The 20,415-nt window shown below is 69.0% G+C and carries 13 protein-coding genes; 5 read left to right on the top strand and 8 right to left on the bottom strand.

Translation table 11 applies throughout. The features are described 5' to 3' along the window. Window positions 1-504: 504 nt before the first annotated feature. The 3 genes from WA670_RS37010 to WA670_RS37000 all read right to left on the bottom strand — a co-directional run bounded on the left by WA670_RS37010 (window position 505) and on the right by WA670_RS37000 (window position 4,831). Window positions 505-2,088: an amidase gene (locus tag WA670_RS37010; protein ID WP_037815695.1), complete on the bottom strand. Its 1,584-nt coding sequence runs from the start codon at window positions 2,086-2,088 to the stop codon at window positions 505-507. 45 nt (window positions 2,089-2,133) lie between these two features. Next, complete coding sequence (gene glnA, locus WA670_RS37005; RefSeq protein ID WP_037368721.1) at window positions 2,134-3,477, bottom strand: type I glutamate--ammonia ligase; 1,344 nt, start codon at window positions 3,475-3,477, stop codon at window positions 2,134-2,136. Window positions 3,478-3,541: 64 nt separating this feature from the next. Further along, a complete protein-coding gene (locus WA670_RS37000) occupies window positions 3,542-4,831 on the bottom strand; it encodes an MFS transporter (protein ID WP_238608457.1) in 1,290 nt (429 codons plus the stop codon). A gap of 92 nt (window positions 4,832-4,923) precedes the next feature. On the opposite strand from WA670_RS37000, the gene WA670_RS36995 reads away from it, so the two are divergent. Next, entirely contained in the window at window positions 4,924-5,559 is a 636-nt protein-coding gene (locus WA670_RS36995) for an LppX_LprAFG lipoprotein (protein ID WP_336160904.1), read from the top strand. 102 nt (window positions 5,560-5,661) lie between these two features. Here WA670_RS36995 and WA670_RS36990 read toward each other — a convergent pair whose 3' ends face one another. Next, complete coding sequence (locus WA670_RS36990) at window positions 5,662-7,239, bottom strand: alpha/beta hydrolase (protein WP_442893159.1); 1,578 nt, start codon at window positions 7,237-7,239, stop codon at window positions 5,662-5,664. Between the two features lie 144 nt (window positions 7,240-7,383). Here WA670_RS36990 and secA2 point away from each other — a divergent pair, with 144 nt between their 5' ends. The 3 genes from secA2 (at window position 7,384) to WA670_RS36975 (ending at window position 12,444) form a co-directional block, all read left to right on the top strand. Continuing rightward, window positions 7,384-9,723: an accessory Sec system translocase SecA2 gene (secA2, locus tag WA670_RS36985; protein WP_336160901.1), complete on the top strand. Its 2,340-nt coding sequence runs from the start codon at window positions 7,384-7,386 to the stop codon at window positions 9,721-9,723. A 103-nt stretch (window positions 9,724-9,826) separates the two neighbouring features. Beyond that, window positions 9,827-11,548: an NAD+ synthase gene (locus tag WA670_RS36980; RefSeq protein WP_037815705.1), complete on the top strand. Its 1,722-nt coding sequence runs from the start codon at window positions 9,827-9,829 to the stop codon at window positions 11,546-11,548. A 362-nt stretch (window positions 11,549-11,910) separates the two neighbouring features. Beyond that, window positions 11,911-12,444, top strand: a complete 534-nt coding sequence (locus WA670_RS36975; protein WP_336160899.1) for a methylated-DNA--[protein]-cysteine S-methyltransferase — start codon at window positions 11,911-11,913, stop codon at window positions 12,442-12,444. A gap of 809 nt (window positions 12,445-13,253) precedes the next feature. On the opposite strand, the gene WA670_RS36970 is transcribed toward WA670_RS36975, so the two are convergent. From WA670_RS36970 to lysX, 3 genes are all read right to left on the bottom strand, one after another. Further along, window positions 13,254-13,835, bottom strand: coding sequence for a DinB family protein (locus WA670_RS36970; RefSeq protein WP_238608462.1), 582 nt, complete (start codon window positions 13,833-13,835; stop codon window positions 13,254-13,256). Between the two features lie 7 nt (window positions 13,836-13,842). Further along, complete coding sequence (locus tag WA670_RS36965; protein WP_037815718.1) at window positions 13,843-14,436, bottom strand: hypothetical protein; 594 nt, start codon at window positions 14,434-14,436, stop codon at window positions 13,843-13,845. Window positions 14,437-14,973: 537 nt separating this feature from the next. Continuing rightward, entirely contained in the window at window positions 14,974-18,297 is a 3,324-nt protein-coding gene (gene lysX, locus WA670_RS36960) for a bifunctional lysylphosphatidylglycerol synthetase/lysine--tRNA ligase LysX (RefSeq protein WP_336160896.1), read from the bottom strand. Window positions 18,298-18,539: 242 nt separating this feature from the next. On the opposite strand from lysX, the gene panB reads away from it, so the two are divergent. Continuing rightward, window positions 18,540-19,430 carry a 3-methyl-2-oxobutanoate hydroxymethyltransferase gene (gene panB / locus WA670_RS36955; RefSeq protein ID WP_043834891.1) on the top strand — a complete coding sequence of 297 codons (891 nt, stop codon included), beginning with the start codon at window positions 18,540-18,542 and terminating at the stop codon, window positions 19,428-19,430. Between the two features lie 32 nt (window positions 19,431-19,462). On the opposite strand, the gene WA670_RS36950 is transcribed toward panB, so the two are convergent. Then, complete coding sequence (locus WA670_RS36950; protein ID WP_336160894.1) at window positions 19,463-20,401, bottom strand: cytochrome c oxidase assembly protein; 939 nt, start codon at window positions 20,399-20,401, stop codon at window positions 19,463-19,465. Window positions 20,402-20,415 lie beyond the last annotated feature (14 nt).

Raw genomic sequence — 20,415 nt, 5'->3', positions numbered from 1 at the left:
GTCGAGCATGCCGGTACCTACAAGGCTAGTCGTAGGGAGTCGGCGGCCGCTCGTGGGCCGACGCTGAACATTACCTGGTCCGTTTCGCGGTGTCAACCCGCTCGGCCCTGGCTCCTGGTCGGTGAGGCTTTCGGCCCCGCCGGCCCGGTGTTCCTGGCGACGAAGAGAAGATTACATGCCTTCCAACCACCCGAAAACAGGGGGGTCACTTAACGGCATCGACCCTGGTCAGAGGGTTGCCAGCGGGCCGATTCGACCGCTTCGAGGGCCGCGGACCGCGCTCCGAAGGGCCCCGGAAAGGCCCCGAGTGACCCAGGTCTCCCCCATCGGGCGAGCCTCCTGCTGCCGAAGACCCCGGAACCAGACCCGATTCAGCAGGTCAGCGCCCTGCCCGACCACCGCGGCGCAAGCGATCTCGCCGGAAAAGCAAGCCGCCGGCCAGTACAAGGGCACTGACCGGCGGCCGCCACAAACCTTCACCCGCTCCGGGCAACCCCAACCGGATTACCCGGGCAGCTTCGGCAGATACCGGGGCGGAACCCGGACCGGCGCGACCCGCATGTAGTCCGCGGCCAGCGCGAGCATCTTGCCGTCCGTCCACTGTCCGCCCATGAACGAAATCCCCACCGGAAGCGGTCCGACCGAACCGGCCGGGACCGTCACGTCCGGGTAGCCCGCCACCGCGGCCGGCGTCGAGGACGGGATCACGTCGTTGTCGCCGACCTTGCAGTCCGTCTTCCAGGCCGGCGGGTTCGTCGGCGACGCGATCGCGTCCAGGTCGTACTTCGCGAGGGTCTCGTCCAGCGATCGGCGCGACAGGTCCGTCAGCTCCGCGCGGTTCTTCAGATAGGTCGGGTCCTGCGGGCCGGGTGCGGCGAGCGCCTGTTCGAACAGCTCCTGACCAGCGAAGCAGGTGCGTTCCAGCGGGTCGGCGCGGTTGTACGCGATGAGGTCCGCCAGGTTCCGCGGGCCGGTCGGCCGCGTGGCGAGGTACGCGTCGATGTCGCGGTGGAACTCGGTCAGCAGCGCCGGGAACTCCAGCTCGGAGAGCCGGTCCTGGTACGGCAACGTCACCTCGACGACCGTCGCGCCCGCGCGTTCCAGCGAAGCCTTCGTCTTGCTGACCACCGCATCCGTGTCCGGGCCGAGCACCGGCAGCCGCCACAGGCCGATCCGGGCGCCGCGCAGGACGCCGGGGCGGAGAAGTTTCGCGTAGTCGGTCGGCTGGGTCGACGGGTAGCGCAGGGTGGCCGGGTCGGACGGGTCGCGGCCCTGCAGCACCGAGAGGGTTAACGCGGTGTCGACGACGTTGCGCGCGATGGGTCCCGCCGTGTCCTGCTCCGCGGAGATCGGGACGACGCCGGTGCGGCTGACGAGCCCGAGACTCGGTTTGTGCCCGACGGTCGCGGTCATCCCGGCCGGGCACACGATCGACCCGTCGGTCTCGCTGCCGATCGCGACCTGGGCGAGCGACGCGGCGACGCCCGCCGCGGATCCGGCGGAAGAACCGCACGGGTTGTGGTCCAGGACGTACGGGTTGTTCGTCTGGCCGCCGACGCCGGACCAGCCGGAAGTCGGCTTCGCGGCGCGGAAGTTGGCCCATTCCGACAGGTTCGCCTTGCCGAGGATCACCGCGCCCGCGTCGCGCAGCCGGGTGATCAGCGTGGCGTCCTTGGCCGGACGGCTGCGCAGCGCGCGCGAACCGGCGGTGGTCTGCTGGTCGTGGGTGTCGACGTTGTCCTTGACCAGCACCGGGATCCCGTCGAGCGGACCGCGGGTGCGGCCGGTCCGGTGCCGGACGTCGCTGGCCGCGGCTTGCGCGAGCGCCGCCGGGTTGAGCGCGAGGACGGCGTTGACCTTCGGGTCCAGCACCCGGATCCGGGCGAGATACGCGCTGGTCAGCCGGGTCGCGGTGAGCTGCCCGGCCGCCATCCGGTGCTGCAGCGACGGGATGTCGGCGCGGTCGAGGTCGAAGTGCAGTTCGGCCGGGTCCGCGTGGTCAGTCTCCATCGCGACCGCCGGCGGCGCGGTGGCCAAGCCCGCCGCCGCGACCAGTGCGGCGAGTACGGCGGGCAGTCTTTTTCCCATGTTCCGATGCCTCCCCAACGTCGGAGCACGGCCCCGGGGTCCGGGTCAGAGCATCGGCAACAGGGTCCGGAGCTCGTACGGAGTGACCGCGCTCCGGTAGTTGTCCCACTCGACCCGCTTGTTGCGCAAGAAGAAGTCGTAAACGTGCTCGCCGAGCGCTTCCGGCAGCAGCTCTGACTTCTCCATCTCGGCGAGCGCCTCGCCGAGGTTCTGCGGCAACTGCGAGTAGCCAGCGGCGCGGCGTTCGGAATCCGACAGCTGCCAGATGTTGTCCTCGGCGGGCGGCGGCAGCTCGTAGCCCTTTTCGATGCCCTTCAGCCCCGCGGCCAGTATCACCGAGTAGGCCAGGTACGGGTTGCACGCCGAATCGAGCGTGCGGATCTCGACGCGCCGCGACGAAGCCTTGCCCGGCGAGTACATCGGCACGCGCACGAGCGCCGAGCGGTTCGCCCTCCCCCACGACACCGTCGTGGGGGCCTCGCTGCCGCTGATCAGCCGTTTGTAGGAGTTGACCCACTGATTGGTGACGGCGGAGATTTCCTTGGCGTAGTGCAGGACGCCGGCGACGAACGCCTTTCCGGTCTCGGAAAGCTCGTGCGGATCCTCCGCGTCGTAGAACGCGTTGCGGTCGCCTTCGAACAGGCTGACGTGCGTGTGCATGCCGGAGCCGGGCTGGTCGGTGAACGGCTTCGGCATGAAGGTCGCGCGCACGCCCTGGGTCAGCGCGACCTCCTTGACGACGTAACGGAACGTCATCACGTTGTCGGCCATGGTGAGGGCGTCGGCGTAGCGAAGGTCAATTTCCTGCTGCCCCGGCGCGCCCTCGTGGTGGCTGAACTCGACCGAGATGCCCATCGCCTCGAGGGTCTCGATCGCGTGCCGGCGGAAGTGCGTCGCGGTGGCGTGGCTGGCCTGGTCGAAGTAGCCGCCGTTGTCGGCGGGCTCGGGCTCGCTGCCGTCGTCGGGGAGGTTGGCGAGCAGGAAGAACTCGATCTCCGGGTGCACGTAGCAGGTGAACCCGGCTTCGCTGGCCTTCGACAGCTGGCGGCGCAGCACGTGCCGCGGGTCGGCCCAGGACGGCGAACCGTCGGGCATCGCGATGTCGCAGAACATGCGCGCGGAGTACGGGCCGCCGTCGGGGGTCTCCCACGGCAGCACCTGGAACGTCGACGGGTCGGGCTTGGCGACCATGTCCGACTCGTAGACGCGCGCGAAGCCCTCGATGGCCGAGCCGTCGAACCCGATGCCCTCGCTGAACGCGCCCTCCAGTTCGGCGGGCGCGACCGCGACGGACTTCAGGAATCCCAGCACGTCGGTGAACCACAGGCGGACGAAACGGATGTCGCGCTCTTCCAAGGTGCGGAGCACGAATTCCTGCTGGCGATCCATGGCCGAACCCTAACCAGCACGTGTTAACGCCATGTTTCACGGGTCACCCACAACGGCGGCGGATTCATGCCACCTGCGCGAGCTGGGTTTTCCCGGGTTTCCTCGACCGGGTGATCGACAATGACGCGACCGAGGCGATCACCGCGAGCCCGGCGGCGACGTACCAGGCGATCGCGTAATCGCCGAACTGGTCCCGCACCGCGCCGGCGGCGGAGGCGGCGAACGCCGCGCCCAGCTGATGGCAGGCGAAGACCCAGCCGAACACGATCGGACCGGCTTCCCCGAAGGAGCGGCTGCAGAGCGCGACCGTCGGCGGGACGGTCGCGACCCAGTCGAGGCCGTAGAAGAGGATGAACGCCCACATGCTCGGCTGGACCGAATTCGTGAACAGCTGCGGCAACAGGGCGAGCGAAACTCCCCGCAACGCGTAATAGATGCCGAGCAGGATCCGCGGGTCGACACGGTCGGTGAGCCATCCCGACGCGATCGTTCCCACCACGTCGAAGACGCCGACCAGTGCGAGCAGGCTCGCCGCGGTCGTCTGCGGCATGCCGTGGTCGTGCGCGGCCGGGACGAAATGCGTGCTGACCAACCCGTTCGTGGTCGCCCCGCAGATCGCGAACCCGACAGCGAGTAGCCAGAACGTCCGGGTGCGCGCGGCCTGGAACAGCACCGACAGACCGCGGCGGACAGTGCCGACCTTCGGTGCCGGACGCGCCACTTCGGCGTCTTCGGGCGCTCCGTACGCGACAGTGCCGACATCGGCGGGATGGTCGCGTACGGCCAACAACACGACCGGGACCACCGCGAGAGCCGCGATGGCGATGACCATGGACGCTGTCCGCCAACCGTCGTCCGCCGCGAGCGACGCGATCAAGGGCAGGAAGATCAGCTGCCCGGTCGCCCCGGCTGCGGTGAGCACGCCGGTTACGACGCCGCGGTGGCGGATGAACCAGCGCGTCGCGACCATCGCGGCGAAGCTCATCGCCATCGAGCCGGTGCCGAGGCCGACGAGCACGCCCCAGCAGAGGATCAACTGCCAGCTGGCGCTCATGAAGACGGTGCCGCCCGCGCCGAGCGCGACGACGCACAGCGCGGTAGCCGCGACCCGGCGGATACCGAACCGTTCCATCAGCGCGGCGGCGAAGGGCGCGAAGAGGCCGTACAGAACGAGGTTGACCGAGACGGCGGACCCGATCGTGGCGCGGGACCAGCCGAACTCTTCGTGCAACGGATCGATCAGGACACCCGGCGCGGCGCGGAAACCGGCGGCGGCGAGGAGGGCGACGAACGCGGCCGCCGCGACGAACCAGGCGCGATGCAGGCGGCGGGCGGGACGGGTCTCAACGGTCACGAGCAGACAGTCTGGTGCTCCGGAAGCCTCGGTGACAGTGGCCGGAAGGACACTGTGCGAAAGGATCGGGCCAGCCAAGTAGGCTCTCGGCCATGCTCAGCCGACGTGTCCTGCCGGCGCTGCTGCTCCTCGGGCTGGTCGGCGGTTGCACCGCGGCACCCCCCTTGCCCGCGGCGGACGGGTTGCTCGCCGCCGCCAAGACGAACTTCGCCAAGGTCGCCAGCCTGCACTTCTCGGTCGGCGTCAACGGAGTGCTGCCCGGTTTGCCGATGACCAAGCTCGTCGGCAACGCGACCCTCAAACGCGGCGGGCAAGCGAGCGGCAGCGCGGAATTCACCGATCGGTCGTTCTCGTTCACCGTCTCCGGGCAGACCGCGACCACAAAGGACACGAAGGGTCGCGAAACGAACGGCCCCACGCCCTTCACCGTCGACCGGTTCCTCGGCCCGCACGGCGGCCTGGTCCGGCTCCTCGACTCGCTCCAGCAGCCGAAAACCGAAATCCGCGAGACGATCCAGCACGTCGACGGGTACCGCGTCGGCGGAACCGTGCCTCAAGCGGTCGCGGCGAACCTGGTGCCGCAGATCCACGCCGACGTGAACGTGAAGATCTGGGTGACGGTCGCCGAACCGCACCGGTTCGCACGGATGTGGCTGCAGGTGCCGCCAGCGACGAACCGCGACAGTCCGGTGATGTACGAGGTGCTGCTGACGGATCAGCAGCCTTAGTTCTTCCAGCGCTCGCGGCAAATCGCGCACGGCCCCGCTGGCTCGCGCAAGTCGTAGCAGCGAGCATCATCGCCGCCACGGCTGTCGCGAGCCAGCGCAACCTCAGTTGGCCTTACAGCGCGTGCCGTCCGGAGGCGTGGTGCCGTCGATCAGGTACGCGGTGGCTGCCTTGTCGACGCAGGCGTTGCCTTGCAGGAACACCGTGTGCTGCGTCCCCTCGAAGGTGAGCAGCGACCCCTTCAGCGCCTTCGCGAGGTTCACGCCCGCCTGGTACGGCGTCGCCGGGTCGTTCGTTGTCGAGATCGTCAGCGTCTTCGGCAGGCCTTCGACGTTCGGTTCGTGCGGCTTCGACGTGTTCGGCACCGGCCAGAACGCGCACGCATCACGGGCGGAGCTGGGTTGGCGGCCGTCGTCCAGGAAGGGCGCGGCCTTTACGTATTTCTCCTGGCCTTCGAGGATCTGCTTCGGATCGGTGACGCGCGGGTCGTCCACGCAGCGGATCGCGACGAAGGCGTCCTGCGTAGTGCCGTAGCTGCCGTCCGGATTGCGCTCGTTGTAGATGTCGGCCAGCTTCTCCAGCGTGGCGCCGCGCTGCAGCTTCAGTTCGTTCAGCCCGGTGTTCAGGTACTCCCAGAGATTCTGCTGGTAGAGGGCCTGTATGGCACCCGTGGTGGCGTCGTCATACGACAGCTTGCGGCCGTCGCCGACCGGAACCGGGAAGTCGATCAGCCGGCGCGTGAGGTCTTGAAACTGCTTCGTCGCGTCAGCCGGGTTGTTGCCGAGCGCGCAGTCCTGACGCGCCGCGCACCACTTCGCGAACTCGTTGAACGCGCCGCCGAAGCCCTGGCCCTGAGCGACGAGCGAGTCTTCCGGGCTCTGCGTCGGGTCGACAGCGCCGTCTAGGACGAGCGCGCGCACGTTCTTCGGGAAGGTCTCCGCGTACGTGGACCCGATGCGCGTGCCGTACGAATAACCGAGGTACGTGAGCTTCTGGTCGCCGAGGACGCTTCGCAGCACGTCCATGTCCTTGACGACGTCGCGCGTGCCGACGTGCGCGAGCATGTCGTCGCCGTACTTCGTCCGCTGTGCGCACTTCGCGGCGAAGTCCTTCTGCTCTGTTTCCTGCTTCGCGACGCCCGCGGGAGAACCGTCGGTCTCGCTGTCGTCGGCGCGGTCGGCGTCGCGCTCGGGTCCGGTCAGGCATTGGATCTGCGGTTCGCTCGCGCCGATGCCGCGCGGGTCGAAGCCGACGAGGTCGAACCGGTCGCCGAGATCGGACTTCGACACCTGGTCGATCAGTCCCGCTGCGGCGACCATGCCCGAAGCGCCCGGTCCGCCCGGGTTCACCACGAGCGAACCGATTTTCTCGCCCGGATCGCTCGCGCGGTGCCGCAGCACGCCGATGGTGATCGTCTGGCCGTCCGGTTTGTCATAGTTCAACGGAACGGTGAGGCGTCCGCACTCGATGCCCTGCGCCTTGAACGCCGACCGGGCGTCGGCCGAGGTCGCGTAGGGTGCACACGCGGACCAGGACATGCTCTGCCCGTAGAACCGGTCCAGTCCGGCGGGCACCGGGCCCACCGGAGCGTGCGATTCGACCGTCGGCGCGGACGCGGCCTGGTCGGGCTTGGACGTGCACGCCGCGAGCGTGGTCGCGAGCAGGCCGGCAGCCGCGAACACGACTAACGGATGGACTTTCGGGCTGGCGCTGGGATGACGGGACACGGTTTGATCGTGCCATCCGGGCGCGGAACTCGAACGCACCGTCGGCGCGTTGGGCAGTGCGGGTGCGACCGGAGACACATCGACACGAGGAGACCAGGGGTGGCACTGATCAGCCGAGTGGGCAAGCGGCTCCGCCGGATCATCCAGCGGCCGGGCAGCGTCGAGCTGACCCGCTACGAAGCGCTGCTGCCCGCCGTCGAGAAGCTCGAACCGGAGCTGGAGAAACTCGAGAACGCCGAGCTCACCGAGCGCGCGGGCAAGCTGCGGGACTCCATCGGCGGGGCCGCCTCGTTCACCGACAGCCAGCTCATCGAGATCTGCGCGCTCGGCCGCGAGGCCGCCCGCCGCGAGCTCGGCGAACGGGCCTTCGACGTGCAGTTGCTCGGCACCATGGGCCTGCTCACCGGCCACGTCGTGCAGATGGAGACCGGTGAGGGCAAGACGCTCGCCGGCGCGCTCGCCGCCGCCGGGTACGCGCTGCGCGGCCGCCGCGTGCACGTGGTCACGGTCAACGACTACCTCGCCCGCCGCGACGCGGAGTGGATGAGCCCGGTGTACGACCTGCTCGGCGTCACCGTCGGCTGGGTCGAACCGGCGCATTCGAAGGAGGAGCGCAAGGAGGCCTACGGCAAGGAGGTCACCTACGGCGCGGTCGCCGAAATCGGCTTCGACGTGCTGCGCGACCGCCTGGTCACGCACCCCGACGACCTGGTGCAGAAGGCTCCCGAGGTGGCGATCGTCGACGAGGCCGACTCGGTGCTGGTCGACGAGGCGCGCGTGCCGCTGGTCATGGCCGGTTCGATCGACCACAACGACGCCGACGAGGAGGTCGCCAAGATCGTCCGGCGGCTGCGGCTCGGCCTGCACTACGAAACCGACTCCGAGGGCCGCAACGCGTGGCTGACCAGCGCCGGCGCGTCGGTCGTGGAGAAGTCGCTCGGCGGCGTGGACCTGTACGACGAGTCCGGTTCGGACCGGCTCGCCGCGGTGAACGTCGCCCTGCACGCGCACGCCCTGCTCACCCGGGACGTCGACTACCTGGTCCGCGACGGCAAGGTCCAGCTGATCAACGCCGCCCGCGGCCGCGTCGCCGAACTGCAGCGCTGGCCGGACGGCCTCCAGGCCGCGGTCGAGGCGAAGGAGCAGGTCACGGCCACCGACCGGGGCGAAATCCTCGACTCGATCACCGTGCAGGCGCTGCTCGCGCGCTACCCCGAGGTCGCGGGCATGACCGGTACCGCGGTCGCGGTCGCCGAGCAGCTGCGCGAGTTCTACAAGCTCGAGGTCGCGGTCATCCCGCCGAACACCCCGAACGTCCGCGAGGACCTGCAGGACCGGGTTTTCGCCTCGCCGTCGCAGAAACTGCGCGCGATCGAGGAGGAGATCCGCACGGTGCACGAGACCGGGCGGCCGATCCTCGTCGGCACCCAGGACGTCGCCGAGTCCGAGGAGCTGGCGGAGAAGCTGGCGAAGGCCGACCTGCCGTGCGTCGTGCTGAACGCGCGCAACGACGCCGAAGAGGCCGCGATCATCGCCGAGGCGGGCAAGAAGGGCGCGGTCACCGTGTCCACGCAGATGGCGGGCCGCGGTACCGACATCCGGCTCGGCGGCAGCGACGGCGCGTCCCGCGAAGAGGTCGCCGAGCTGGGCGGTCTGCACGTGATCGGCACCGCGCGGTATCCCTCCAGCCGCCTCGACGGGCAGCTGCGCGGCCGGTCCGGACGACAGGGCGACCCGGGCAGCGCGATCTTCTTCGCGAGCCTCAACGACGACCTCGTGCTGTCGAACGCGCCGGACCTGCCGGACGGCATCGACGCGGACACCGAGACCGGCGAGATCACCGACCCGGCCGCGCACCGGCAGCTCAACCACGCCCAGCGCGTCGCCGAGGGCGTCGACCTGGAGATCCACCGCAACACCTGGCGCTACACCCGGCTGATCGAGCGGCAGCGCGCTGAGCTGCTGGAACACCGCGACAAGGTGCTGCACACCGGGCTCGCGGCGGAGGAGCTGGAGAAGGCGCAGCCGGAGAAGTTCGCCGAGCTGAAGGAAAAGCTGGACGACGACGACCGGCTCGAGCAGGTGTGCCGCGAGGTCCGGCTGTTCCACCTCGACCAGCTCTGGTCGGACCACCTGGCGTACCTCACCGACGTGCGCGAGAGCATCCACCTGCGTGCGCTGGCCCGCGAGACGCCGCTGGACGAATTCCACCGCGCGGCGATCCCGGAGTTCCACAAGATCATCGCCGAATCCGCCTCGCGGGCGGCGAAGACGCTCGAGGAAGCCGAGATCACCGACAACGGCCTCGACCTCGAGGACGTCGGCGTGCGGCGGGCGAACACGACGTGGACGTACCTGGTGCACGACAACCCGTTCGACTCGGACTTCGAGCAGACGGTCAAGAAGGTCCGCAGCATGATGCGGATGAAGAAGTCCTGATTCCTTCTTTCGGAGGGCCCCTCGCCGCGGGTGAGGGGCCCTCCGCCGTTCTCTGGCTCACCTCTGCGTAGTTTCTGTCGGTGCGGTGGGACAGAATGGCGGCATGCCGCAACTGCGCATCGCACTGGCCCAGGTCAACACCACCGTCGGCGACATCGACGGGAACACCGCGCTCACCGTCGAGTGGACCCGCAAAGCCGCCGAGGCGGGCGCGCACGTCGTCGTGTTCCCGGAGATGTCCCAGACCGGTTACCCGGTCGAGGACCTCACGCTCCGGCGCACGTTCGCCGACGCGTCCCGGCGCTCGGTGACCGAACTGGCGCGCCGGCTCGACGAGGCGGGTTGCGGCGAGGTGCTCGCGTACGTCGGCTATCTCGACCACGACGAGGTCGGCCCGCGCGACGCCGCGGCCGCGCTCTACCGCGGCGAGGTCGTGGCCCGGCAGTTCAAGCACCACCTGCCCAACTACGGCGTGTTCGACGAGCACCGGTACTTCAAGCCGGGCACCGAACTCGAGGTGCTGCGGCTGCACGGCGTCGACATCGGCATGGTGATCTGCGAGGACATCTGGCAGGACGGCGGCCCGATCTCCGCTCTGGGCAAGGCCGGGGTCGACCTGGTGGTCGCGCCGAACGCGTCGCCGTACGAACGGTCGAAGGACGAACAGCGGCTGCCGCTCATCGCCCGCCGCGCGGCCGAAGCGGGCGCGCCGCTGGTGTACACGAACCAGGTCGGCGGACAGGATGATCTGGTTTTCGACGGCGACTCGCTCGTGGTCGGCGCGGACGGGACGCTGCTCGCGCGGGCGCCGCAGTTCGTGGAGCACCTGCTGGTGCTGGACCTGGATCTCCCCACTGCGGACGCGTCGGCCACGGGCTCTTTCGACGGCTTGGAGGTCCACCGTCGAGTGCTGACCGATGCGCCGTTGCCCGCGTACGAACCGCTTTCGGCCCGGACGATCAGCGAACCACTGTCGGACGAGGCCGAGGTGTGGTCCGCGCTGGTGGTCGGGCTGCGGGACTACGTGCACAAGAACGGCTTCTCGACGGTCACGTTCGGCTTCTCCGGCGGAATCGACTCCGCGGTATGCGCGGCCCTGGCGGCGGACGCACTCGGCGGCGACAACGTGTACGGCGTTTCGATGCCGTCGAAGTACTCGTCCTCGCACTCGCGGGACGACGCTTCGGATTTGGCGGAGCGGATCGGCGCGCACTACCGGGTCGAGCCGATCGGCGAGATGGTCGATGTGTATGTCAACCAGCTGCAGCTGACCGGGCTCGCCGAGGAGAACATCCAGGCGCGGGTGCGCGGAATGCTGCTGATGGCTCTGTCCAATCTGGACGGACACCTGGTGCTGGCGACCGGCAACAAGACCGAACTGGCCGTGGGTTACTCGACCATTTACGGCGACGCGGTCGGAGCGTTCGCGCCGATCAAGGACTTGTTCAAGACGCACGTGTGGCAGCTGGCGCGGTGGCGGAACGAGGAGGCGGCCAAGCGAGGGGAAACGCCGCCGATCCCGGAAAACTCGATCACGAAGCCCCCGTCGGCGGAGCTGCGGCCGGACCAGAAGGACTCGGACTCGCTGCCGGACTACGAACTGCTGGACGACGTCCTGGACGATTACGTCGAGAACGACCGCGGGTACGCGGATCTGATCGAGGCGGGGTTCGATCCGGAGACGATCGACCGGGTGGTGCGGATGGTCGACAGAGCCGAGTACAAGCGGCGGCAATATCCGCCGGGCACGAAGATCACGTTCAAGGCGTTTGGGCGGGACCGGCGTCTTCCGATGACGAACGGGTGGCGGGAACGGAAGTCCTGAGCGGGATTCTGGCGCTGGTTGTTGTTCGGACTCGGTTGGCTGGGCTGGCTGGATTGGCTGGCGCGGTCGGCTGGGTTGGCCGGTCGGCTGGGTTGGCCGGGCTGGCTGGCGCGGTCGGCTGGACTGGCCGGTCGGCTGGGTTGGCCGGGCGGCCGGGCGGCCCGGGTTGGCGGGCGCAGTCGGCTGGGTGAACTTGGCTGACTGGGATTTCCGGCTCCACGGCCTGGTTTTCGGCCTGGCTCGCTGAAAATCCGATGCCCGGCCGGCTCACTGGGCGCGATCAGCCGCGTTGCTGAATGCGGCTGCAGGGTCATGTCGTTTTCTCGCCAGTTTCTGTCGGTGCCGGGTCGTACGCTGGCGATATGACGGTTGGGTACACGGTGTTCGACACTCCGATCGGGGCGTGCGGCCTCGCCTGGCGGGACGGTGCGGTGGTCGGAACCGCGTTGCCGGGGAGTACGGCTGAGCGGACTCGCGCGCACCTCGCGAAGCGCTTCCCTGATGCGGTGGAATCGCCGGTGCCGGAGGAACTGCGCGCGGTGGTGGATGACGTCGTCGCGCTGCTGTCGGGGGAGGCTCGCGATTTGCGTGCGGCTCCGTTGGATTACCGGGATGTGCCGGAGTTCAACCGGCGGGCGTACGACGTCGCGCGGGCTATTCCGCCGGGGAAGGTGCTGACGTACGGGGACATCGCGCATCAGCTGGGTGCGCCGGGATCCGCGCAGGCTGTTGGGCAGGCGATGGGGAGCAATCCGTTCCCGATCATCGTGCCGTGCCATCGGGTTTTGGGCGCGGGCAAGAACACTGGCGGGTTTTCGGCACCGGGAGGGGTCGAGACCAAGCGGCGGATGTTGGTGATCGAAGGGGCGTTTCCGGAGGAACCGACTCTGTTCTGACGCATCGGCTGCGGGAATCGGACCGGCCTCGGTGCCTGCACGACTTGGGCGTCGGCGCGCTCGGTCGGGTTCCAGCCGCACCCCCAGTGCCGCTGGACGCCAACCGAGCACGCCCCAAACCTGCTCAGCCCAACCGAATGAATTGACTGCACGCCTCCCCAAGTGCAGCGCAGCCAGATCGCTTGGCTTCGCGGTCCCGGGCCCATCGGCGCGCCTCGGCGAGCCGACCTGCCAGCCCGCCGACGAGCGCTCCGGCTCCCCGGGGCAGGCCGGTCTGCTCAGCAGCCAAGCCAGCTTCCCGACCGCATCAGCCACTGGGAAAAACCCGACCCGGGTAGCTCAGGCGCTGCTGCCGGAGCGACGACTCACCAAGCCAGCCCCCTGGGCGGCCACACCAACTCCCCGGCCGCCACCTGGCAGACCTAACCGGCATGGCTCAGCCCCAGCTAGCGAAGCGATCGCCTCGCCGATCGATCAGGTCAGCTGTCCCGACCGCGTGAGCCACAGGGGAACACGAGCCGCATGGCTCAGGCCCAGCTAACTCCCCCGACCGCGTCAGCTGCCGGGAACCCGACCCGCATCGCCCAACCCCAGCCATCGGAGCGAGCGCCTCGCCGATCGACCAAGCCAACTCCCCCGACCGCATCTGCCACCGGGAAACCCGACCCGCATCGCCCAAGCCCAACCACCGGAGTGACAACCTCGCGGAGCAACCAAGCCCTGTCCCTCCCGCAACCGAACCAGCCCCAACAGCCATCCGAAAAAGCTCGGCCCATCTCGATCAAGCCCAGCCCGCGTGGAAAGTCAGCTCATTCAGCCGGTTTCCAAGGCTTCAGCCAGTCCGTCTCCGGCCAGCCCTCAGCCGCGGCTTGCAGGGGCATGGCGGTGGCTCCGTCGATGGACTCGCGGACGATGTCGGCGTGGCCCGCGTGCCGGGCGGTTTCTTCGATCAGGTGCAGCAGCACCCAGCGGACGGACCAGGCAGACGCGTCGTCCGGGTACCACGGGACGCCTTTCGGGATGGGGACTTCCTGGTTCAGGTCCGCGATCCCGGCGATGACCTCTTCGGTGCGGGCGGCGACCTGGTCGTAGGCGGCGATGACCGACTCCAGCGTTTCGTCCGGGCCCAGCCGGTAGTTCTCCTGGAAGGCCTCCACGGCTTCGGCGAAGGGTTTTGGCTCGATCTTCAGCACCAGGTCGATCCAGCCGCTTTCGGTGGACGACACGTGTTTCAGCAGGCCGCCTACGCTCAGCGCGCTCGCGCTGGGGACGGCGCGTGCCTGGTCGTCGGTCAAGCCGTACGTGGCGACCTTCATTGCCTGACGCTGTTGTGCCAGGAAACCGAGCAGACCGCCGCGTTCGTCGGGGGTCGGGGAGAGCTTTCCAGCCATGGTGGCCTCACTTCCGGTGTCTGTTGCTCCGCAGCATCGCACCTGCCACCGACAATTTTCGGCCGCGGACCGGAACGGGAGTCTGGACGATGTACGCGCCGCCGATCACAACCTGCGCCGAGTGCACCACCAACTGAACCCTCGTGAACACGCCTTCCAGGTGCCCGGTCAGCTTCGACGCCACCACCAGCGCCCACGCGAGCAGCACGACTACCAGGCAACCCACCGCGCAGGCTCGCCAGCCCGACGGCCACCAGAAGACAAGGCTCAGCGCTCCGACCGCGACGGCGGCGCTCAGCAGGTTCGGGGTCACCGCGGTTTCCGGAACCCCGGCGTACACCATCAGCATGATTCCGAACGCGGACACCGAAACCGACGTCAGCCGTCCGCTCCAGTGTGCTGGCGCGAGTCGCATGAGGGCGGGGCCGGTGAGAAGAAAGGCCAGGCCGCCGATCGCCGTCGCGACCGGAAAGACCGGTTGCGCGCTGAACAGGTCCCAGACCGGCTGTTCGGTCGGCGACACCCCGGTCTGCATGAAGAACTCCAGCAGCCACGCGGAATATCCCGCCAAACCCAGTCCGAGCAGGACTATCGAAGCCACCCGCGCAGCATGCACTTGCCCACCCTAAGCGAATCTCTGCGACGAAGTGCCGGATGGTGTCACACCCGTGACTTACCGGAGGTTCCGGACACCATCCGCTACCACGAACTCACGCACCGAATCCCTGGTGGAGGTTACCGGATCCGAGTTGGCGGACTGCCAATACCTGCCTCGGGGACGGGCCGGGACTGACAGTGGCCAGCCGGATGAGGGCGAAGCGGGCCGGTGCCGAGCGAGGCGCATCAGGGCTGGGCAGGCAAGGGGTCCCTGCCGAACGAAATGCGTAGGGCCGGGCAGGCGAAGCGAGTCGAAGCCGAGCAAAGCGCATCGAGGCAGGCAGGCGAAGGGGCCAGGGGCGAGCGAGGCGCGTCGGAGCCGAGCAGCAAAAGGCCGAAGCCGAGCAAAGCGCACCGGCATCAGGCAGGCAGGCGAAGCCGAACGAAGCGTATCGGCACTAGGCAGACAAAGCAGGCGAAGCCGAATGAAGGGCGTCGGGGCCAAGCAGGCAAAAGGACAGCCAGCTCGGAAACGCCACCCTCACCCCTGCGGTCGGACGAACGGAAAGAGCACCGTCTGCCGAATAGACGTCCCGCTCAGCATCATCAGCAGCCGGTCCACTCCGAGGCCCAGACCACCGGTCGGGGGCATTCCGTGTTCCAGTGCCAGCAGGAAGTCCTCGTCCAGTTCCATCGCCTCGACGTCCCCGCTCGCGGCGCGCAGCGACTGTGCCTCCAGCCGGCGGCGCTGTTCTAGCGGGTCGGTCAGTTCCGTATAAGCGGTGCCGACTTCCGAGCCGAACGCGATCAGGTCCCAGCGTTCTGCCAGGAGCGGGTCGGTACGGTGCTGGCGGGTCAGCGGGGAGACCTCGGTCGGGTAGTCCGTGTAGAAGGTCGGCAGGACGGTCGAGCCTTCGACTAAGTGCTCGTGTGCTTTCAGGACCAGGTCGCCTGCACCGGCTTCCTCCGGCACGGGGACTCCGGCGGCGGCGCACAGTTTTCGCAATGTCGCGACCGGCGTTTGCGAGTCGACTTCTTCGCCCAAGGCCTCCGACACGGCTTTGTGCACCGGGATCACGGGCCAGTCGCCGGAGATGTCGTGTTCGACGATGCGGCCGTCGGCGTCTGGGCGTCGCACGATCTGTGCGCCGTACGCGGCTTCGGCGGCGTACTGGATCAGGTCGCGCATCAGGTGGCGCATCGCGTTGTAGTCCGCGTACGCCTGGTACGCCTCCAGCATCGTGAATTCCGGGTTGTGGGTCGCGTCGACACCTTCGTTGCGGAAGTTCCGGTTCAGCTCGAAAACCCGCTCGACGCCGGCCACGCACAGGCGCTTCAGGTACAGCTCCGGGGCGATGCGCAGGTACATCCGCATGTCGTACGCGTTGATGTGCGTGACGAACGGCCGTGCGTTGGCGCCGCCGTGGATGGTTTGCAGCATGGGGGTTTCGACTTCGAGGAAGTCGCCCTGGTGCAGACGTTCGCGGACGGCGCGGACGACTGTCGAGCGCAGGCGGAGCATGTTCGCGGAGTCGGGGTTGACCGCCAGGTCCAGGTAGCGCTGCCGGACGCGCGTCTCCGGGTCGGTGAGGCCCTTTCGCTTGTCCGGCAACGGGTGCAGGCACTTCGCCGTCACGGTCCATTCGTCCACCAGCACCGACAGTTCGCCGCGGCGGGAGGTGATGACCTCGCCGCTCACGCCGACGTGGTCGCCGAGGTCAACGCCGGTGCGCCAGCCGGTCAGGTCGAGGACCTTCGCATCGAGCATCAGCTGCAGTTCGCCGGAGAAGTCCTTGATCCGCGCGAAACACAGGCCGCCGAGGGTGCGCAGGGCGAGCACCCGACCGGCTACCCGAACGCGTTTTCCGGTGCGGGAATCCGGTTCCAGTCCGGAAAACGCGTGCACGATGTCGCCGAGGTGGTCCTCGCGGGAGAAGCCGACCGGGTACGGGTCCACCCCGAGTTCCCGCAGTTTGTCCACTTTGGCCACTCGCACGCGGACCTGTTCCGGACGGCGCTTCGCGCGAGGCACGACCTGCGCCGCTTCCTCGTCGATCCGCCGGACCTGCGCGACGAAATCCTCGCCGACGTTCTCCAGCCGCAGCGACCGCGCGCGCCCGGTGGGCACGAAGCCCTCCAGCGCGCCCGCGACGATGCCGACTCGCGGGAGCCGTCGCGCCGACGAGTAGCAGAGGAACCGCGGTTCCCAATCCGGGCCGTACTTGGCGTTCGACCGGTACAGCGATTCCAGCTGGAAGAACCGCGACGCGACGCCGAGCACCGCCCGCCACGCGCGCAGTACCGGGCCGGCGCCGATGCGCTCGCCCTCGGAGAACACCGCGCGAAACATCGCGAAGTTCAGCGAGATCCGCTGTGCGCCGATGTGCTGGGCGGCCGAAACGACCTCGGCGACCATGAACTCGTTGAGCCCGTTTTCGGCGTCCCGGTCACGGCGCATCAGGTCGAGAGAAAGGCCTCGGCGGCCCCACGGAACGAACGACAGCAAGCCGCGCAGCTCGCCGTGCGCGTCGTACGCCTCGACCATAACGCTGCGGCCGTCGCTCGGGTCGCCGAGCCGGCCGAGCGCCATCGAGAAGCCGCGTTCGGTCTCGTCGACGCGCCACTGCTGCGCGCGGGCGAGCAGTTGCACCATCTCGTCTTCGGGGATTTCGCTGTGCCGCCGGACCTGCGAGGTGTACCCGGCGCGCTGAATCCGCTTCACCGCCTGTCGCACGGACTTCCGCTCAGGACCGGTCAGCGAGAACTCGCGGACGTCGAGGACCGCTTCGTCGCCGATCTGCAGCGCGCGCAGCCCCGCGGCGGCGTACACCTTCGCGCCCTTCTCGCTCGCGCCGAGCACGCCCGGCGTCCAGCCGTACGTACGCGCTTCGTGGAGCCACGCCTGCACCGCGTCCGGCCACGCGTCCGGGTCGCCGATCGGGTCCGCGCTCGCCACTGTGGTCCCGGCGAGCACGCGGTACGTCACCGCGGCGCGGCCGTTGGGCGCGAACATGACGCTCTTGTCGCGGCGCGTTGCGAAGTAGCCGAGAGAGTCGTCCTCGCCGAACTCTCCCAGCAGACGGCGCAACTGCAGCTCTTCGTCGTCTGTCCGAATGCGACGGCTGCGTACGCCGCGGAAGAGCGTGTACAGCGCGGCTGTGGACACGAAGGTCGCGCCGAGGTCGAGAACCACGTCGATCCACGCCGGGCCTTCGCCGACGCCGATCCGGCGCAGTTGCAGGTTCTCGCCGGTGGCGTGGTTGACCACCCAGGCGAAGCGCTCCCACGCGTCGCCGAGACTGCCCGGGAACACCTCGGTGAGTGCCCAGCCGAGCACGATCACGCCGAGGAACCCGACGAACAGCACGGAAAGCCCGTTCCACCAGGCACCGGGGGCGAGCCGCGCGGGGAACGCCGGACGCAGCGACAGCAGGAACACGATCAGCAGGATCGAGATCACGTCGGCGATGGCGAGCGCGCCGACCTGCGTCGGGATGTGGCGCATCTGCCGGGCGTTGAGGGTGAGCAGGTCGGGAGCCCACAGCAGCAGGGCCTGCAGGACCAGCGTCGTCACCAGGCCGGCGACCTGGAACAGCACGAGCACGTACAGCGCAGCCTTTTTGCGCCTGCGCAGCGCCGCGCCGAGCACGACGAGCAGCAGCACGATCACCAGGCTCGAACTGGTCGGCACGCTCACCACGCCGAAGGCCATGTCGATGCCGTTCAGCAGGTGCCCGTGCCGTCCGCCGGCGAGCAGCAGCACGACGGAGAAAAGCGCTGCCAGCTGCACGACAGTGGCCACGAGGCCGCCGGCGCGGGCTTTCCAGCCGAGGCTGCGCGGACGGGCGCTCACTGGGGTTCCCATCGGTACCTTTCTTGCGGCGCGACCGCGTCGCGGGACGCGCCGGACCTTCTCACCCACCGGGCGCAAATCGGCCCGATGCCTATCAAGACGTCACAGGAGGCAAAACGGTTGTCGCTACCCGGCCGTGTGAAGCTGGTCGCACGACCTTGGGGCCCTCCGGCGCGCGTGTCACGCTGTGTCCGGTACTGACTCCACGACCCGGGGACCTCTGCGAGGCCTCGAGGGAAGGACGGTCGACGACGATGTCTGCCCAGTCTGCCCAACCCGACGGCGCCGCCGGCGAGGTGGCCGCCCCTTACGGAACCGGCCCCGCGACCAGTGCGGGCCCGGGCAAACCGAGAAAAGTCCGGATTCATCATCTGCGCGAGCTGAAGGACCGCGGCGAACCGTGGCCGATGCTCACCGCTTACGACATGTATACCGCTGAGCTTTTCGACGAAGCAGGCATCCCCGTGCTGCTGGTCGGCGACTCCGCGGCGAACAACGTGTTCGGCTACGACACGTCGCTTCCGGTCACCGTCGACGAACTGCTCCCGCTGGTCCGCTCGGTCACCCGGGCGGCGAAACGGGCGCTCGTGGTCGCCGACCTGCCGTTCGGCTCCTACCAGCTTTCCCCGGAGCAGGCGCTGGCCACCTCCGTCCGGTTCATGAAGGAGGGCCGCGCGCACGCGGTCAAGCTCGAGGGCGGGCACCGGTTCGCGGCGCACGTCGAGGCGCTCACCTCGGCCGGGATCCCGGTCATGGGCCACATCGGCTTCACCCCGCAGAGCGAGCACAACCTCGGCGGCTACCGGGTGCAGGGGCGCGGCGAGGCGGCGGAGAAGCTGCTCGCCGACGCGCTGGCGCTGCAGGAAGCCGGCGCGTTCGCGGTCGTGATGGAGATGGTGCCCGCCGAGGCCGCCAAGCGCGTCACGCACGAGCTGAAGATCCCGACGGTCGGCATCGGGGCCGGTCCGGACTGCGACGCCCAGGTGCTGGTCTGGCAGGACATGGCCGGGCTGCGCCGCGGCAAGGCGCCGCGGTTCGTGAAGCGGTACGCCGACGTCGCCGGGGTGCTGCAGAACGCCGCGACGGCGTTCGCCGAGGACGTCCGGCGCGGCGAGTTCCCGGCGCCTGAGCACGCGTTCCACTGAGCTGCCTCGTGAGTGCCGGTGCGAGCCGGCACTCACGAGCGGCGGAACCGTTCGGCGAGTTCCGGATCGTTCTCCCACCACAAGCCCTTCGCCGGTGCCTCGCCTGCCGCTGCCTCCTCGTCCAATTTCCGGTCGAGCCGTTTCGCCCGTTTTTCGTCGTCGCGGGCCCACCTGATGAAGAGCGCGCCGACGAACGGCAGCCCGGCGACGTCGCCGCCGATCCACAGCACGCCCGCGCCGATGATCTGGTCCGTGCGCCGGTCCGGACCCCAGTCGCGGTGCACCGCGTCGTAGTGCGCGGGCGCGAGCAGCGGACCGAGCCACAGCACGAGGCCGAGCGCGCCGTCGAACACCACTTCGGTGAACGAGATCCACACCGACACGAGGTGCGAGCCGTTGCGCGGCGTCGGATCGAGCTGCACGCGGCTGTAGAAGTACAGGAAGCCGGCCAGTACGAGCGCTACGCGTACGAGGCCGCCGACGACCGCTGAGTCGAGCGAGAGCTCGTACAGCGGCGTCAGGTAGATGAGCAGGAACGGCGCGATCAACACCACGGTGACGCACAGCGGGAAGGTGATGAACTGCGCGAAGCGGCCACGGCCATGCGTACGCAGCCACGTGGCGAGCTTCGGCGGCGCGGTGCGCATCAGCAGCGTCACGGGCGCGCCTAGCGCGAGAAGCAGCGGCGTGACCATCAGGAGCACGGTGTTCTGCGTCGCGCGTACCCAGAACAGCGTCGTGTCGTACACGCCGAGGAACGAGCACGTGACGAGGACGAGCGTGGCCAGCCCGGTGAGGAATGCTGTGGTCCGCCCGGCGCTCCACTCCTGACGGCGGGCCGCGGCCACGTATCCGACGCCGAGCGCGAGCGCGACGAGCACGGCCGGGACGTCGAAGGTCCAGGCCGTCAACAACGTCGATCCGCTCAGCGGTGGCAGGTCAGGCACGATTTCGATGCGTTCAGTGTGCACCCGGCGAAATTGCG

It is taken from the genome of Amycolatopsis sp. VC5-11 (assembly GCF_037034185.1).
Classification (GTDB): domain Bacteria; phylum Actinomycetota; class Actinomycetes; order Mycobacteriales; family Pseudonocardiaceae; genus Amycolatopsis; species Amycolatopsis nivea.
The sequence above is the reverse complement of the archived record's forward strand: the minus strand, read 5'-3'. Positions and strand labels throughout refer to the sequence as shown.

What these genes read in the sequence shown, in the direction of transcription:
- WA670_RS37010 (WP_037815695.1), bottom strand. Translation starts at nt 2,088, where the DNA reads ATGGGAAAAAGACTGCCCGCCGTACTCGCCGCACTGGTCGCGGCGGCG.
- glnA (WP_037368721.1), bottom strand. Translation starts at nt 3,477, where the DNA reads ATGGATCGCCAGCAGGAATTCGTGCTCCGCACCTTGGAAGAGCGCGAC.
- WA670_RS36995 (WP_336160904.1), top strand. Translation starts at nt 4,924, where the DNA reads ATGCTCAGCCGACGTGTCCTGCCGGCGCTGCTGCTCCTCGGGCTGGTC.
- WA670_RS36980 (WP_037815705.1), top strand. Translation starts at nt 9,827, where the DNA reads ATGCCGCAACTGCGCATCGCACTGGCCCAGGTCAACACCACCGTCGGC.
- WA670_RS36975 (WP_336160899.1), top strand. Translation starts at nt 11,911, where the DNA reads ATGACGGTTGGGTACACGGTGTTCGACACTCCGATCGGGGCGTGCGGC.
- WA670_RS36970 (WP_238608462.1), bottom strand. Translation starts at nt 13,835, where the DNA reads ATGGCTGGAAAGCTCTCCCCGACCCCCGACGAACGCGGCGGTCTGCTC.
- lysX (WP_336160896.1), bottom strand. Translation starts at nt 18,297, where the DNA reads ATGGGAACCCCAGTGAGCGCCCGTCCGCGCAGCCTCGGCTGGAAAGCC.
- panB (WP_043834891.1), top strand. Translation starts at nt 18,540, where the DNA reads ATGTCTGCCCAGTCTGCCCAACCCGACGGCGCCGCCGGCGAGGTGGCC.